The sequence below is a fragment of the Robiginitomaculum antarcticum DSM 21748 genome (assembly GCF_000365025.1).
In the GTDB taxonomy this organism is placed as follows: Bacteria; Pseudomonadota; Alphaproteobacteria; order Caulobacterales; family Maricaulaceae; genus Robiginitomaculum; species Robiginitomaculum antarcticum.
The window spans coordinates 111,129-125,072 of record NZ_KB823011.1 but is presented as its reverse complement, the minus strand read 5'-3'; the positions used below and the strand labels follow the sequence as shown (position 1 = coordinate 125,072).

At 56.8% G+C, this 13,944-nt stretch carries 17 protein-coding genes; all 17 read right to left on the bottom strand.

The window, feature by feature from the left end; translation table 11 throughout:
- Positions 1 to 15 precede the first annotated feature (15 nt).
- The 17 genes from H142_RS13775 to H142_RS0100585 all read right to left on the bottom strand — a co-directional run bounded on the left by H142_RS13775 (position 16) and on the right by H142_RS0100585 (position 13,869).
- Positions 16 to 1,425: a trypsin-like peptidase domain-containing protein gene (locus H142_RS13775; RefSeq protein ID WP_017930164.1), complete on the bottom strand. Its 1,410-nt coding sequence runs from the start codon at positions 1,423 to 1,425 to the stop codon at positions 16 to 18.
- Positions 1,426 to 1,514: 89 nt separating this feature from the next.
- On the bottom strand, positions 1,515 to 2,156 hold the full coding sequence (locus tag H142_RS0100660) for a DUF938 domain-containing protein (protein WP_017930163.1): 642 nt from the start codon (positions 2,154 to 2,156) through the stop codon (positions 1,515 to 1,517).
- Positions 2,153 to 3,601 (bottom strand): sensor histidine kinase, encoded by a 1,449-nt coding sequence (locus tag H142_RS0100655; protein ID WP_017930162.1) that lies wholly within the window; start codon positions 3,599 to 3,601, stop codon positions 2,153 to 2,155. The genes H142_RS0100660 and H142_RS0100655 overlap by 4 nt, the downstream gene beginning before the upstream one ends.
- A gap of 25 nt (positions 3,602 to 3,626) precedes the next feature.
- Entirely contained in the window at positions 3,627 to 4,331 is a 705-nt protein-coding gene (locus H142_RS0100650) for a response regulator transcription factor (RefSeq protein ID WP_017930161.1), read from the bottom strand.
- A 66-nt stretch (positions 4,332 to 4,397) separates the two neighbouring features.
- Positions 4,398 to 4,769: a PepSY domain-containing protein gene (locus H142_RS13770; protein WP_017930160.1), complete on the bottom strand. Its 372-nt coding sequence runs from the start codon at positions 4,767 to 4,769 to the stop codon at positions 4,398 to 4,400.
- 95 nt (positions 4,770 to 4,864) lie between these two features.
- Positions 4,865 to 5,731, bottom strand: a complete 867-nt coding sequence (locus H142_RS13765; RefSeq protein ID WP_017930159.1) for a DnaJ C-terminal domain-containing protein — start codon at positions 5,729 to 5,731, stop codon at positions 4,865 to 4,867.
- A 55-nt stretch (positions 5,732 to 5,786) separates the two neighbouring features.
- Positions 5,787 to 9,533, bottom strand: a complete 3,747-nt coding sequence (locus tag H142_RS0100635; protein WP_017930158.1) for a baseplate multidomain protein megatron — start codon at positions 9,531 to 9,533, stop codon at positions 5,787 to 5,789.
- Entirely contained in the window at positions 9,530 to 9,976 is a 447-nt protein-coding gene (locus H142_RS0100630) for an NlpC/P60 family protein (RefSeq protein ID WP_017930157.1), read from the bottom strand. Before H142_RS0100630 ends, H142_RS0100635 begins: the two co-directional genes overlap by 4 nt.
- Positions 9,973 to 10,632: a DUF2163 domain-containing protein gene (locus H142_RS0100625; protein ID WP_017930156.1), complete on the bottom strand. Its 660-nt coding sequence runs from the start codon at positions 10,630 to 10,632 to the stop codon at positions 9,973 to 9,975. Before H142_RS0100625 ends, H142_RS0100630 begins: the two co-directional genes overlap by 4 nt.
- Positions 10,625 to 11,248 carry a DUF2460 domain-containing protein gene (locus tag H142_RS0100620; protein ID WP_017930155.1) on the bottom strand — a complete coding sequence of 208 codons (624 nt, stop codon included), beginning with the start codon at positions 11,246 to 11,248 and terminating at the stop codon, positions 10,625 to 10,627. Before H142_RS0100620 ends, H142_RS0100625 begins: the two co-directional genes overlap by 8 nt.
- Positions 11,245 to 11,655 carry a phage tail tape measure C-terminal domain-containing protein gene (locus H142_RS0100615; protein ID WP_017930154.1) on the bottom strand — a complete coding sequence of 137 codons (411 nt, stop codon included), beginning with the start codon at positions 11,653 to 11,655 and terminating at the stop codon, positions 11,245 to 11,247. The genes H142_RS0100620 and H142_RS0100615 overlap by 4 nt, the downstream gene beginning before the upstream one ends.
- Entirely contained in the window at positions 11,652 to 11,846 is a 195-nt protein-coding gene (locus tag H142_RS13760) for a phage tail assembly chaperone (protein ID WP_017930153.1), read from the bottom strand. The genes H142_RS0100615 and H142_RS13760 overlap by 4 nt, the downstream gene beginning before the upstream one ends.
- On the bottom strand, positions 11,843 to 12,142 hold the full coding sequence (locus H142_RS0100605) for a hypothetical protein (RefSeq protein ID WP_017930152.1): 300 nt from the start codon (positions 12,140 to 12,142) through the stop codon (positions 11,843 to 11,845). The genes H142_RS13760 and H142_RS0100605 overlap by 4 nt, the downstream gene beginning before the upstream one ends.
- Positions 12,142 to 12,549, bottom strand: a complete 408-nt coding sequence (locus tag H142_RS0100600; protein WP_017930151.1) for a phage major tail protein, TP901-1 family — start codon at positions 12,547 to 12,549, stop codon at positions 12,142 to 12,144. Before H142_RS0100600 ends, H142_RS0100605 begins: the two co-directional genes overlap by 1 nt.
- Positions 12,549 to 12,986, bottom strand: a complete 438-nt coding sequence (locus H142_RS16000; RefSeq protein ID WP_017930150.1) for a DUF3168 domain-containing protein — start codon at positions 12,984 to 12,986, stop codon at positions 12,549 to 12,551. Before H142_RS16000 ends, H142_RS0100600 begins: the two co-directional genes overlap by 1 nt.
- Positions 12,983 to 13,300, bottom strand: coding sequence for a phage head closure protein (locus H142_RS0100590; RefSeq protein ID WP_017930149.1), 318 nt, complete (start codon positions 13,298 to 13,300; stop codon positions 12,983 to 12,985). The genes H142_RS16000 and H142_RS0100590 overlap by 4 nt, the downstream gene beginning before the upstream one ends.
- Positions 13,297 to 13,869 (bottom strand): head-tail connector protein, encoded by a 573-nt coding sequence (locus tag H142_RS0100585; protein WP_156811840.1) that lies wholly within the window; start codon positions 13,867 to 13,869, stop codon positions 13,297 to 13,299. Before H142_RS0100585 ends, H142_RS0100590 begins: the two co-directional genes overlap by 4 nt.
- Between the last annotated feature and the right edge of the window lie 75 nt (positions 13,870 to 13,944).

Here is a 13,944-nt window from a genome sequence, read left to right as displayed (position 1 = left end):
GCGACAATGAGGCCGTTATATGGGCAAGCCCACGAAGTTCTCCGACCCGTTTAAAGTGCGGACTTTAAGTAAAATATTCGTTTTTCCAGCTTTACGCGCCTTGGCAATGAGGCTCTCCCATTGCGATACTGACGCAATAGGTTTTTGATCAATCTCAAGCAAAATCATACCGGATTGCAATCCTTTGCGCGCTGCATGTGTGCCGGGCGCGACCGTATCAACATAAACGCCGACCTGACCGCGCGGCATGCCAATACTGTCCCGAAATGTAGTCGACAAATCTACCAGACCTAATCCGGTATCGCCGCTTGGCGCTGTCGGGGCTTGCGGTGTCCCGCTACCGGGCACGACGCCCGCCAGCGCGTCGACCTTGGCTTTGGCAGGTCGCTCGGCCAGAGTGACCGGCACAGTCATCGTTTCATTATTGCGGAAGACATCAAAACTCACGGTTTGACCTGCGCGCATACGCCCGATTTTGCGGGTGGCTTCCGCTGAGTCAGTAACAGCCGATCCGTTAATATTGACGATAATATCTTCAACCTTCAGGCCTGCAATTTGCGCGGGGCCGCCGGGCGCGAGACCCTCAACTGTTACATATTCCCGAAAAAAATTGGGATCTTCATCAGCTGTGACTTCGACCGTACGCAGGGCTGCACCGAAAAATCCGCGATTAACTTTGCCTTTCGTCACAAGGTCATAAACTATACCTTCGGCGATATCATGCGGTATCGCATAACCAATTCCGACGCTGGCCCCTGTTGGAGAGTAAATAGCAGAATTCACTGCAATGACATCGCCCGTCATATTATAAAGCGGGCCGCCGGAATTGCCGCGGTTAATCACGGCATCGGTTTGAAGGTAATCAACATAGGGCCCGCTGCCCTCGGCGTCACGGCCAAGCGCGGAAATTATACCGACAGAGGAGCTTTGTCCGATGCCGAACGGATTACCGATGGCTAAAACCCAATCGCCCACACGCAGCGGCTTACCACGATAAAATTTGACGAATTTAAACGGGTCGGAAGATTGAATTTGTAAAACAGCCAGATCCGTTTCCTCATCCGTTCCGATGACGAGGGCCTTATACATGCGGCCATCGCTCATCTTAATCTCGTAACTGTCACCGCCTCTGATGACATGGTAATTTGTGACGACCTTGCCGTCAGCACTGATGATAAACCCGGAGCCCTGTCCCATGGACGCGCCTTCGGCAGCGGTGCCGTTTTCAATTGAAATGACGTTTACCGTAGACTGGCTAACAATGGCGATCAGATCAGCCACACTGTCGGGCATTTTATCGCCCGATGGGGACGGCATGGTTAGCGAAGCGGGAACCGTCTGCGCTGTGGCCATAGCCCCATAGGCTGTGCCAAGCCATAAAGCACCCGCGCCCGTTACGGCAAATTTCAAGACTGTCGCAATCATAGTGATCGTCCTTAGCTATTAGTGTCATGCAGCCTGGCGCATAACACAAACATGTCCAAATTATGACAAAGTCGTCATGTTGTATGTCGCTAGGGTTTTTTCAGGCAAATAATGTGATTATTTGCAGGCATAGCGGTCACACGGTCGCAGTCTAGCCCTGCATTCGCAAAAATAGGCTTAACAAAGTCTAACTCTCGTACGCCCCATGCGGGATCACGTTGTTTTAACCGGTCATTAAAGGTCAGATTTGACTGTGCGCTATCGTCGCCGAACAAAAACGGACCATAAAGCCAGATATTGCCGCCGGGTGGAAGCAATTCGCCCGCCCCCTTTGCGAGTCCATGCAGTGCGGCGGCGGGCGCGATATGGATCATATTGGCGCAAAACATGTGATCATAGGTTCGGGGCAAAGCCGCCCACCAATTTGGCTGCGTGACGTCAATATTTAACGGGTCTAACAGTCGCAGCGGCGCGGCTTCAATATAAGTCTTAACGCTGGCGCGCGACGCCGCATCAGGATCACTGGGTTGCCAGTAAATATCAAGAGCTTTGTCGATAATCGCCATCGCCTGCTGCCCCGTGCCGGAAGCAATTTCCAGAACGCATTGGCCAGGCTTAATCTGCGGCGCGATAATGTCTGCTATAGGGCCGCAATTACGGGCCGCTGTCGGTGAAAACAGTCGCGCGCCCTCAGAGGTGCGGTCTTCCAAATGGACCGGTTTATCGCTCATGTCACCCGGCCATCCTGCACGCGCGGCAGTCTTAAGATCGCTTCCAGTCCGCCCCAGCTACTTTTGCCGAGAATCAACTCGCCCTGATAGGCGCGGGCCAGATCATCAACAATGGCAAGGCCGAACCCTGTTCCGGGCATGGTTTCATCAAGGCGCTCACCACGCAGCCGGGCTTGATCGCGAAGCTCCTGTGATATACCCGGCCCGTCATCACCAATGATGATGCGCACGAAATCGCTGCGTTCGGGATCTGATTCTACACGCGCGCTGACCCGCCCCGCGCTCCATTTAAAGGCGTTATCCAAGAGATTACCGATCATATCGTCCAGATCGGTTTTCTCGCCGCGAAAGCCTACATTTTCAGCCAGCGCCAAATCCACTGCGACTGACTTATCCCGGTAGATTTTCTCTAATGTACGCGTCAGATCATTGACGGCCTTGGCGATATCGCTGCGCGCCGTTGTGGTTTGCGCGCGGGCGGCGGCGCGGGCGCGGGCCAGGTGTTGGTTCACCTGCGCGAGCATATTCTCGGTTTGCTTCGTGACACTGGCGGCCAGTTCAGGGTCTTTGGCCGCAGCGTCATTTTGCAATACGGCGAGCGGTGTTTTCAGCGCGTGCGCGAGATTGGAAACATGAGTGCGGGCGCGCTCGACAATATCGCGGTTATGCGCGATCAGTGAATTAAGCTCCAGGGCCAGCGGCGCGATTTCCTGCGGGTATTTGCCCAAAACCTGTGCCTGCCGCCCCTCACGTACATCGGCGACGCGTTCGCGCAGATCAAATAAAGGCTGCAGGCCCAGCCGAACCTGCAATATAATCGCCCCGATCAGGCCCAATGTGAGCGCCGCCACCAGGCCAATGGCCAATAGCGCAAAGCGCCGCACGGCGCGGTTGGCCGGCGCTTGGTTAATACCGGCAACCATAATGACGGGGCGGTCCATATTCGGCAGAATGATTGAGCGCGCCACGACGCGCAGGCTTTCGCTGTCAGCTCCGGTCGCCGAAGTGCGCAGTTCCAGCCCCGGTTCGGTCATCAGGCGTTCGACAGCGCTGACAGGCAGCTTTATCGTCGCGCCATATAGGGACCTAGAATTTATCTCTGATCTAAGCTGTTTCGTTTGTTCATCACGCGATAAAATTTCCCAATATAGACCCGATAAAGCACGCTGAAACCGTGGATCAAGCGGTTCGCGGTTCAGGTCAATAATCGTCTCCCCGTCGCTTTGGGGAATGGTGTCGGTATGGGCCAGTAGGGAGGTCACCGTTTCAACGAGCGGCTCTTCGATAATCTGATAGGTGGAATTGCGATAAAGCCATGACAGAGCGAATGCTGTCAAAGCGAGGAGCGGCAGCGCCCATAGGGCAGCGGCGCGTACAAGACGCCCAACAAGCGAACGCGTCACTTCGGCTTGCGTCGGCAGTTTCGGTTTGCGCGGCTCGGCCATATAAACGTTAAAATCCCCGCCGCTTCTACGCTGACTTATCTTCCAGCTTTGGCGGAACGGGTTTGCCCTCATCCGGATCAACAAGGCGATAGCCCAGACCGCGCACAGTTTCGATCCGGTCAACCCCGATTTTCTTCCGCAGGCGTCCGACAAACACTTCGATGGTGTTGCTGTCGCGGTCAAAGTCCTGATCGTAAATATGCTCGACCAGTTCGGTGCGCGAAATCACGCGGCCCTGATGCAGCGCCATATAATTGAGCAGGCGAAATTCGTGGCTGGTGAGCTTAACGGGCCTGCCTTCCACAAAGGCGCGGGCCGCGCGCGTATCGACGATCAGTCCGCCAATATCCAGCGTATCCGTGCTATGGCCCGCGGACCGGCGCAGCAGGGCGCGAAGGCGCGCTAGAAGCTCTTCGGTGTGAAAGGGCTTGGTGAGGTAATCATCGGCTCCGGCGTCAAATCCGGCGACTTTTTCGCTCCATTGATCGCGGGCCGTCAGGATGAGAACCGGGAAGGTCTTCTCGTCAGCACGCCATTTTTGCAATATGGAAATGCCGTCTATCGTGGGCAGGCCAAGATCTAACACTACCGCGTCATAAGGCTCTGTATCGCCTAAAAAGTGACCTTCTTCCCCGTCGGTGGCGTGATCGACCGCGTAACCGGCCGTCTTCATCGCGTCGACAAGTTGGCGGCACAGATCGGCATCATCTTCGACAATCAAAACTCTCATGATATTTGCCCTTTCGGAAGCTGGTCGCAGTCATGTTTAGGGGGAAGCGTCAAAAACGCAAAGGATTTACGCTCTGACGATGCGGTAAGCACCGGAGCGCGCGTCAACAAAGACTTCGACGCGTTCGCCGTCCTTATTGATCAGCCGGACGCGATATCCACTGCCATCCATGCGCAGATCCAGATATTTGCTGCGCGGTACGGCGCGCATGGCAATCGCTTTGGCCTGACTGGGGGAAATCTGATTTTGCGCGACCTGATATTGGCCGGGAGGCGCCGCACGGCGGCGCGCCATTGGCACAGCCTCATAGCTCTGGCGGGCGGTGTAATCCGGCCCATTTGTGCGAGTTTGCGCGCTCGCCACAGAGGGCACGCCAAACGCCAGCATCGCCGCGCAGGCGGCGCCAAATGTCAGCTTATGTAATCGCGTGATAGTCATATCGCATCCATAGCAAATTGCGCTGAACCTAAACTGAATGTCTTGTTATGTAAGCGTATGTAAGCAGGCTTACCGCAATGGGCAAGGAAAAGACGCTACTGCACCTTTTCCTGATACAAGGCGGAGAGCTCTGACAGGTCATCCGGCAATACGATCATAAGCTTCACGTAGAGATCGCCTCCTTTGACGCCCTTGCCTTTCAGGCGAAGCGTTTTCCCGGAACTCGTTCCCGCTTTAATGCTCACCTTGGCGGTGCCCGTTGGAGTCATGACTTCGGTCTTGCCGCCAACAACCGCGGTTTGCAGGTCGATATTGTGATCGAGGCGCAAATCCTTTCCGTCACGGCGGAAATATTTATGCGGTCGCACGCTGATCTCAACCATGGCGTCACCCGCAAGGCCGCCATTCGCGCCGGGCTGCCCTTTACCGCGCAAGCGAAGCGTCGTGCCGTCATCCGTGCCTTCGGGAATTTTAATGGACAGTTTCTGCCCGTCGCCCATGCTAACTGATTTTGCGCCGCCTGTTACGGCTTCGAGAAAATCGATGGTGAGCTTATAACGAATATCACCGCCTTTTTGCGGGCGCAGGCGCGCGCCGCCGCGCTGTCCGCCCATTTGCATGCCAAAAAGCGAGGCAAAGATATCATTCATATCGTCAAAGCCTTGGCCTTGGAATCCGCCTGCAGGCTGTTGACCACCGCGTCCGCCATAGCCGGCGCCAAACGGATTTTGCGCTTGCTGCTGGCCTTGGCCGTCCACCTGTCCGCTATCATAGCGCGCGCGCATATCCTTGTCCGTCAGCAGCGTGTAAGCCGCGCTGATCTTCTTGAACTTTTCCTGTGCTTTTTCATCGGGATTGACGTCAGGATGCAGTTTTTTAGCCAAAGCCCGATAGGCTTTGCGTATCTCTGTTTCTGTCGCGGTCTTTTTAATGCCCAATAGGGTGTACGGGTTTTCGGCCATATCTGCCTCCTTTCTACAGGAGGTATTTAAGGATTTATCCGTGTTTTACAACGGGTCAGGTGAGACTGATTTTAGTTGCAAACCCCGCACCGATCACCATTGACAACTGTGCCACGGCAATCTGGAAAGGACGGTCGGGCAGGTTTTGCATGGGCATACTAAAGGCGTGTTGCGGCATCAGATATTGCGCAAGACGAACATCATTTTTGATGACGGTTACGGAATATTGCTCGGTCTCCTCGCCTAAGGGTATATCAGTTCCGGCCCAGCTATCTGCGCCTGACCGTCCGCGCCGCAGCCATGATATATTCAGACTGCCTGGCGTTTCAGTCGCGCGTAGATAGACAGGCGAGAGCGGTTTAAGATGCGCAGCGGTGTAATCCACCTCAATCTTCTGCATGGCGCGGTCACCGGTATAAACCTGCAACGTGACTGTCGTTCCGGCCAGCTCATTTGAGAGTGCAAGGGGCTGCGCGGCGTCATTTAGGATGACGAGCCGCGCACCCGCTGCAAGATTTGCGGCCATCGCATAATCACTGCCCGCTTGCCCCCGTAAAAATCTGGACAGGCGATAAGTGCGCGGCGCAATCAGTTGCGCATATTGGAACTGGATGATCTCCCACCCTTGCAGCGTTTCCAAAGCCAGCGCATTTCCCCCTGATAGAACGTCCAGCTCTTCGACGCTCGCAATATGGCCCCAAGCCAGCTCAATATCCAAATATCCGGCCTCATCAAAGCGGCCCACAGGGCGGGCCAGGAAATCTGTGAGCGTCGTCCCGACCATGGCGCGGCGGTTTAACGTGATTTGCGCGCCCGCATGGATGACTGTCACGGGCGAAAAAGGCTCGGCATTTGCCACGATAAGCGGCCCGCTCCGACCCTCGAATAGGGGCAGATTGACAGCGTCGATCACAATAATTTGCGGCTCCGATGTCCAGAGCGGCGTATCCGGAACTGCAGGCTCTCCTATCGTCACCAAGGCCAGGCCACGCCCATCCGGCAGGGCGCGGGCTGTAACGTCACGCTGCATCAAACCATCCAGCGCTTCAATCTGGTAGCGCGCCGCGCTATCCCGAAGCGTGACGATATCGCCGGGCTGCAGGGCATGAGCGCGCGGCATAAGCAAGAATTGCGCGCTGCGCCGCGCCGCGGTGGCGGCGGACATAATCTGCACTGTCACCGCCTTTGCCCCCGCCGCGTCCATCACCAGCGGCGCCGTCATGTCGATGACGCCTTCACTCTGCGCAAGATCGTCCTGCGCGCTGACCGTCGCGGCGCGATAATCGCCGCCACTATCGATATAATGCAGGCGCAGCTCGCGCATCCGGGCTTTGGGGTCGGCGGCGATAAATTCCGCCGGGCCGGGATGTTTTTCGGCCAAATCATCGAGCGTTAACGCCGTCGCCTCACTGCGCCCGTTATGGATAAAACGCAACGCTCCGGCATCTTCTACTATTGTAAAATCATAGACAAAGGCGAGCGGCTCCAGCGCGGCGCGCACGCTCATCGGGCGGTCAATGCGGTAGCCCGTCACAATGCCGGTTAGGCCGCTGACATCCGGCGCGCTATGGCCCCCTGCGGTCACAATATCGCGCACAACATCGCCCAGCATGGCGGCCCCGACGCGGCCCGATAGCCAATGCCCGCGTGACCAATTCTCGCCGTCTGCCCAGACGCTGTCGCGGACCGGAAAGTCGGGAAACGGCCGTGCATCCCAACACCAGACATGCCTGTGATCGGGCGCTATCATCGGCCCGCCATACACTGACGACACCGGATTATTCGCGCCGCCTTCGCTGTAATATGTGAGCAGGCTCTCCAGATATCGACGCTGGATCAGGTCGTCGCGCTGCGCGGTCGAATGATAGGGCGCAGCGCTCTCACTGCTTTTCGGGTCGTAAAATACATTGGGCTGGTTGGCACCCTTATCGATAGCAGGACAGCCAATTTCGGTCAGCCAAATCGGTTTTGATTGCGGCGTCCAGGACGTCGGCATGGCCTGCTCGACGCCATCAATGCGATTGTAATGCGGGTTGGTCCACCAATTTTTCAGGTCTTTATAACGATACACCCACGGTTTTGAGTATGCCCCGTCGGTAATCGCGGTGCGATTTTGCGACTCGCGATCTGCGGCGCTGGCGTAGAACCACTCATAGCCTTCACCCCCCTCAATATTGCCCGCTAAATAATCCGTATCATAAATATTATCGGTCAGAGCCCCGTCGAGATGGTCTGCCTCTTCACGCCAATCCGAAAGTGAAAAATAGGCATCTATCCCCACTGCGTCTATATTTGGATCAGCCCATAAGGGATCGAGATGGAAGATGACATTATCGCCGAAATGATGGCCGAAATATTCGCTCCAATCGGCGGCATAGGTGAGCTGCGTCTGCGCGCCCATAACGGAGCGCACATCGGCGGCCAGCGTTTTAAAGGCCGACACGGCGGGATAGGATAGGCCGCCGCCGCGTATCGTGGTCAGGCCGCGCATTTCTGATCCGATAATGAATTTATCCACCCCGCCCGCAAGGCCGGCCAGTTTTGCGTAATGCAAAATCATACGGCGAAAACTGTCCTCGACCGGGCCATTATATGTCACGGTCTCTCCGTCTGCGGCAAAATCAGACGCGCTGCACGCGCCAAAAAAGGCGGCGACTTCGCCCTGTGCAGCGGCGCTGTCATCAGCAGCGACGCTGATAATACGGCCGCGCCACGGAAATGCGCCCTGCCCCGTTTTGCTGTCCACATCCATTAGGATGAACGGGTAAAGCGTCACCGAAAAGCCACGTGATTTAAGCTCGCGGATCATATCAATAACGGAGCTATCATCGGGCGTACCGCCATAAACGGCATTGCCGCCTGCCTCGCGGATGAGTATGGCCGTGTCACGGGTCTGACCATTAACGCGCCAGGTTAAAGGCTGCGTAACGCGGTCACGGCGCTCGATCCCCGGACGCAATTTGCATTGCCCCGCGCGCAGATCATCGCCGAACCAAGACACAATCAGGCTGACATGTTTGCAATTGGGCAGCTGGCTTTGCAGCTGATCCAGTGCGATAGAGGCATCGCTTCGTCCGTCCATATTATTGACATTAAGAGCCCGCGTTTGCCCGGGTTTGATCAGCTCTTCGACTGGCGTTGTCGCATAGACAAATTCGCCTGACCCGGGGATAAGATTGACGCCTGTCACCAGATCCTCAAGCCGGGGCTCGCCGCCTACACTGTCAGGCGCGGCAAACACTTCGACATTAATCTGCGGCAGACGCGCACCATAATCATCCAGCGGAAAATCCTCAAAGACGATATAGGCCACGCCGCGAAAGGCGGGCACATCGCCGCCTTCAATCTCGGCAATTAGCGGATCGGGCACTTGGCCGTCCGCGCCGTAATGAACGCGGTAATTCAGGTTGCTGGCGCGCAGGATTTCGCCATTCGCCCAGATGCGGCCAATGCCGGAAATCTCTCCCTCGCACAGACCGATCGCAAAACTTATACTGTAGCTATAATCGCGCTGCACAGGCCCGCCGCCTTTGCCGCCAACCTGCTCATCCGTTTGGATTTCGGTTATACGGGCCGCCCAGATGACCTGCCCGGCCAGACGCACACGGCCAAAAACCCGCGCCATAGGCGCGCCGTCCTGTGAGGTCAGCAGGTGAAATTGCTCCAGACGCGGGCCTTCGAATACGCGGTTATCAAAGGCGCGGCTAATGGCGCTATTGGCATAGGCCAGCGCGATACGCCCGGCTGTCCGGGCAATGAGAGGGGCGGCCCGCGCCGCGCTTTGCAAGATGACATTACTCATGTGGGGTCCGTCAGATTTGGAAATGAAAAGGCATAGGCGCGTCGCCTCTGCCAATAGGGAATGAGAAAACTCTCGGTCACGGCGCGCGCCCAATAAGCATGGATGATCTTATCCGGCGCGCTGATGATGGCTGCGTGTTTGACGGGGCTGTTTGCGGCCATACGAAACAGAAGCATATCGCCGGGCTTTGCGGCCGAAAGCGGTTTTTCGACCATATGGCGCGCGGCAGCGGCGTATAAGGTTTCGCGGCCCGCCCGCTCGGCCCAATCGGGACTATAGGGCGGCGGCAACTCAGGCAGGCTGCCGTAAAGCTCAGCCCACAGCCCGCGTATAAGACCGAGGCAATCCGTGCCGGCGTTTTTACAGCACGCTTGGTGACGATAAGGCGTGCCGATCCAGTCGCGGGCCGCAGCCACGATGTCCGCGCGGCTGATCTGCGTCATGAATAGCGCGAGCTTCCGTCACGCACGGCCTGACTATCCGGCCCCGCCTGCATGGCGTCATCGCCGATGAGATAGGGAAAGCCGCGAAAATTCACGGTATTATTAAACAGGGATTGGCACGCCTCGAATGTGCGCGGGCAAAGCGTTCCTTCAGGATAATTGGCCGCGTCAACGCCGCAACGCGCATCGCCAAACCGCGCGTCACACATTTTAGAAAAGACGCGGCCCACCGCGCGGTTAAGCGCCTCGCCCGGCCCGACAAGGTCAGCCGTGAAGCCATTATCACTGCGCGTAATTTTACCGAAGCGCCCCGCCCACACCGTATCGGTGATATCCGGGTTTTCCCATGACACGCGGCGAAGAATAATCTGCGCGCCATCAAATAAGCCTTTAGCCAGAGCGGCGCTGTCTAAGCTCTCATGATCCAGAGCGCCTGCAATGGCGGAGTTATCGACCGCGAATCCTTCGCGGCTATCCACAGCGCTGGGGGTCAGGCCGCTACGCGCATAATGGATGACGCCGCCCACCGTCAAATCACGGTCATGATCCGTAAATCCAAGCATGATCTCATCTGCGCGCGTGATCGTCCAGCACCAGCACACCCGGCTATGTTCGGCCTCTATCAAAGCCCTAAATTCAGGGGAAAGATCACGCATATTCAGTAACCTCTATCAGCGGGATATGGGCGGCTTGCCCCGCGCCAAACGCTTGTAAGGCCAGCGTCAGCGACGGGGTGTCAAAGCGCACAGGCGTATCAAATTCAAATCCTGCCGTGATCACGGCGCCGATAGCGGGGGGCGTATCAAGGACAACTTCTTTTTCCTCCGCGTCCCACGTGACTGGAACGGCTAGACCGTCAACGAAAACGGCGAGCGTCTCAAATCGCGGATAAGCAATGCGGCGAGTATGTTGCCCCGCATTATCGCCATAGTTTTTGACGAGGATGAAGCGATCCACCGCGCCGTCGCCTATACCGACAGATTGGTCTGTGGGACGGATGCCTTCGCTTGGCGGGCTGCTTTTATAATCCATCGGGTCACGAAACCGAAAGCCGCGAAGCTGTCCGCCGCGCGCTTCAAAAAACGCGATCAAAGTGTGAATATCATCCAGCGATTTAATCCCGACTCCGGCGTCAAATCGGCGGCGGGACTGTGCGTGCGGGCTGTTTCTTTGCTCGCGCCCGGAGGCGGCGGTATAAATTTCGACCACGCGAGAAGGACCGCCGCTCGCGCCAAAGGCCAGCGGCAGCGGAAATACAATATCGTCTATCATAAAAACCTCTGTCCCTCGGAGACTGCGCGGGCCAGCGCGGCGGAAATCTGCCCTTGGCTGCGCGTGAAGCTGCCGGCATCCGACACGCCGGACAGGTTGAGTGTGATATTCATGGGGCCTTGTGGCGATTGCGGAATTCCGGAATTTCTCTCACTGCCAAGGCCCCCAAGCGCCGTTTCCAGCGGGCCGGTAATGACCTGCTGCACGGCGATGCGGGCGAGGTCTTTAAGGATCGCTTCGGCCATGTCGTGAAAGGACAACTCCCCGGTCTTAGCCGCTTTGACCAGCGCGGCTTCGATGCGCCGCCCCGCCGCCTCAAACGCTTGAGCCGTTGCCTGCGCGCCGGATTTGGCCTCGCGGACTGCGAAGTCCTCCAGCGCGCCAGCGCCATTATCAATTTGTGTCATATATATGTCTCGTCAGGATAGTGGTGTTGGAGGGCCGCCAGATCGGCGCGGCCCAAGCTCTTCTCATCAATGCGTGTCAGCATTTGCCAGTCCAGCAGGCTCATCGCCCAGAACTGTGACGGTGAAATGCGCAGAATCGTCACGGCGATTTTGAGCCAGCGGTCAAACGGGAAATCGGGATCATCGCTCATAGGAAATTTTCGGAAAATCCGGCTTCGAACTGCATGGCAATTGCGGCGGATAGGGCCGGATAATCCTTGTCTGAATATGTGAAAATTCGGCGCTGCGCCGTGGCCGCGAAATGCATAGCGCCGGCAATTAATGCCGCATCATCAGAGTTCAGGGGCAATAGTTTTTTGGCCAGAGCTTTCGGATTATTCACGCCAAGCTTTGCACAAATCTCGGCCAATGCGCCGAAGGTCAGGCGAAAATGAGCAGTCTCTCCGCTCTCCAGAGTCATAAAGCTGTCGCCGAAACGCGCGCTCATTACAGCACCGTAAATGTAATCGCGCCCGCACTGGCCAGCGCAATGTCATATGTGGCTTCACCCTCATAGCGTCCGGCATAGGAGAGCTCGCTCATTAAAAAAGCGCCGGTTAACGTTCCGAAATCAGGGATGATCAACTGATAATCTTTCGCGCTCTGGGCAAAGAAACTTTCGCGCGCCAGCGCGTCGGACGCGCCGTCGCGAAAAATACCCGCACCGGAGACGGTGATGGACTTCACCCCCGCGCCAGGCAAAAGTTCACGCCACGCATCGACGCTGTCGCTATCGGTAATATCGACAAGGCGGGCGTTTAAATTGAGCGATTTTGTCCGCAGTCCGGCCAGAGTCACAAAGCCGAGGCCGTCATGAATTTTGACGAGGATATCCCGTCCTTTTTGAGCGCTCATTACGCCACCTCCTCTAATGAACTATCGACAGGTTGAGTGCGGATTGAGACGCGCAATATGCCGTGAATCGTGCGTCCGTCGGGCGCGCGCAGGCAGTCGGAAAAGAGCACAGAGGCGGCTATAATAAGCGCATCATTAGCGGATAAATTCTCCTCAACCACGCGGCGCAAATCACCCAGAATTCTGAGCGTTTGCGTCCGCCCGCCATAGCGCGACCAGACATGCAGCGTCAGCGTATGCGCCGTCAGCGGCGCCATATCCCCGCTTATATCTTCGGTCCGCATCGGCCCGTAGGTCAGATAGGGAAAGACCGGTTCATCGGGCGCGTGGTCGTAAAGCCGCGCCGGATCACCAAGATGACCCCGTAGCGCCGCGTCACCGGACAGGGCCGAATGCAGGGCGCGCGCCACGGATAGCGCAGGATTATAGGCGCTCATAAACGCTCCTCTTCACAAATAAGATGTAGCCGCTCGCCGCGGTTATCGGGGTCGCTGGCCGTGATCACCCGCAAGGTGCGCGCGCCCCAAATTAGGCGTGCGCGCTCCGGAAAGCCCGGCATATAGCGGATGGTAATTTTATAGCTTTGTGTGACTGACAGGCGTCCATGCGCGCCACGTTCTGAGATCGATTGCGGCGCAATATGGCCCCAGACAATGCGGTCGAGCTGCCATGATGTAACCGCGCCGCCAATGTCATCGGAACTTTGCCGGGCGCTATACAGACCCAGCCGACTGCGCAGATCACCGATCATAATCTCCCCCCTGACAATCGATAGGTTCGATAGGGCATAAGCAGCGCCTCAGCCATCATCGGCAAGGCCGGGTGATCCGGCTGATCGCGGTGCTCATAACTTTGCGCGGTCAGCAGCAAAACGGCTTGTCGAATGGGAAGCGGAACATCGCCGGGCTCTGCGCCATAGCCCGCTGTGAACGTGACCTGTACGTCGCACGCGCCCGCCAAATAGTCTGAAAACTGTCCGGATTTGAGGCGCAATTCCGCAGGCTCTCGTCGCAGATCAAGCGTATAATCCGCTGGCGGAATAACGACTTCGCCGCCTTGCCCGTTTGTCACGCGCATGTCTAAAATGCCCGCGACCGGAACAGGTTTGATCGGAATGAGCGGGCCCAAATCAGCGGGCGCGGTCAGGCGATAAGTCCGGGTCATCATCACCCGGCTCAGCGCCGTTTCAATGCGCGTGACGGCAGAGCCGATAAAGCTCTCGATCAACACGTCTTCATCAACGTGATCGACCCGCAGGAAGGTTTTGGCTAAGACCAAATCGACCGGCAGCAAGGCTGGCGGAGTCATTAAAGTAAGCATAATGGAAATATCCAAAAGGAGATAAATAACAGCATCATTTCGACCCCCGATTATGCGGTGACGGAATGATAAAAA

Excerpts from the sequence above, each read along its gene's own strand:
- H142_RS13775 (WP_017930164.1), bottom strand. The coding sequence starts at position 1,425 with ATGATTGCGACAGTCTTGAAATTTGCCGTAACGGGCGCGGGTGCTTTA.
- H142_RS0100600 (WP_017930151.1), bottom strand. The coding sequence starts at position 12,549 with ATGAGCGCTCAAAAAGGACGGGATATCCTCGTCAAAATTCATGACGGC.
- H142_RS0100635 (WP_017930158.1), bottom strand. The coding sequence starts at position 9,533 with ATGAGTAATGTCATCTTGCAAAGCGCGGCGCGGGCCGCCCCTCTCATT.
- H142_RS0100585 (WP_156811840.1), bottom strand. The coding sequence starts at position 13,869 with ATGCTTACTTTAATGACTCCGCCAGCCTTGCTGCCGGTCGATTTGGTC.
- H142_RS0100650 (WP_017930161.1), bottom strand. The coding sequence starts at position 4,331 with ATGAGAGTTTTGATTGTCGAAGATGATGCCGATCTGTGCCGCCAACTT.
- H142_RS0100660 (WP_017930163.1), bottom strand. The coding sequence starts at position 2,156 with ATGAGCGATAAACCGGTCCATTTGGAAGACCGCACCTCTGAGGGCGCG.
- H142_RS0100620 (WP_017930155.1), bottom strand. The coding sequence starts at position 11,248 with ATGATAGACGATATTGTATTTCCGCTGCCGCTGGCCTTTGGCGCGAGC.
- H142_RS0100605 (WP_017930152.1), bottom strand. The coding sequence starts at position 12,142 with ATGAGCGCGCGTTTCGGCGACAGCTTTATGACTCTGGAGAGCGGAGAG.
- H142_RS0100590 (WP_017930149.1), bottom strand. The coding sequence starts at position 13,300 with ATGATCGGTGATCTGCGCAGTCGGCTGGGTCTGTATAGCGCCCGGCAA.
- H142_RS0100655 (WP_017930162.1), bottom strand. The coding sequence starts at position 3,601 with ATGGCCGAGCCGCGCAAACCGAAACTGCCGACGCAAGCCGAAGTGACG.
- H142_RS0100630 (WP_017930157.1), bottom strand. The coding sequence starts at position 9,976 with ATGACGCAGATCAGCCGCGCGGACATCGTGGCTGCGGCCCGCGACTGG.
- H142_RS13770 (WP_017930160.1), bottom strand. The coding sequence starts at position 4,769 with ATGACTATCACGCGATTACATAAGCTGACATTTGGCGCCGCCTGCGCG.
- H142_RS16000 (WP_017930150.1), bottom strand. The coding sequence starts at position 12,986 with ATGAGCGCCTATAATCCTGCGCTATCCGTGGCGCGCGCCCTGCATTCG.
- H142_RS13765 (WP_017930159.1), bottom strand. The coding sequence starts at position 5,731 with ATGGCCGAAAACCCGTACACCCTATTGGGCATTAAAAAGACCGCGACA.
- H142_RS13760 (WP_017930153.1), bottom strand. The coding sequence starts at position 11,846 with ATGAGCGATGATCCCGATTTCCCGTTTGACCGCTGGCTCAAAATCGCC.
- H142_RS0100625 (WP_017930156.1), bottom strand. The coding sequence starts at position 10,632 with ATGCGTGATCTTTCCCCTGAATTTAGGGCTTTGATAGAGGCCGAACAT.
- H142_RS0100615 (WP_017930154.1), bottom strand. The coding sequence starts at position 11,655 with ATGACACAAATTGATAATGGCGCTGGCGCGCTGGAGGACTTCGCAGTC.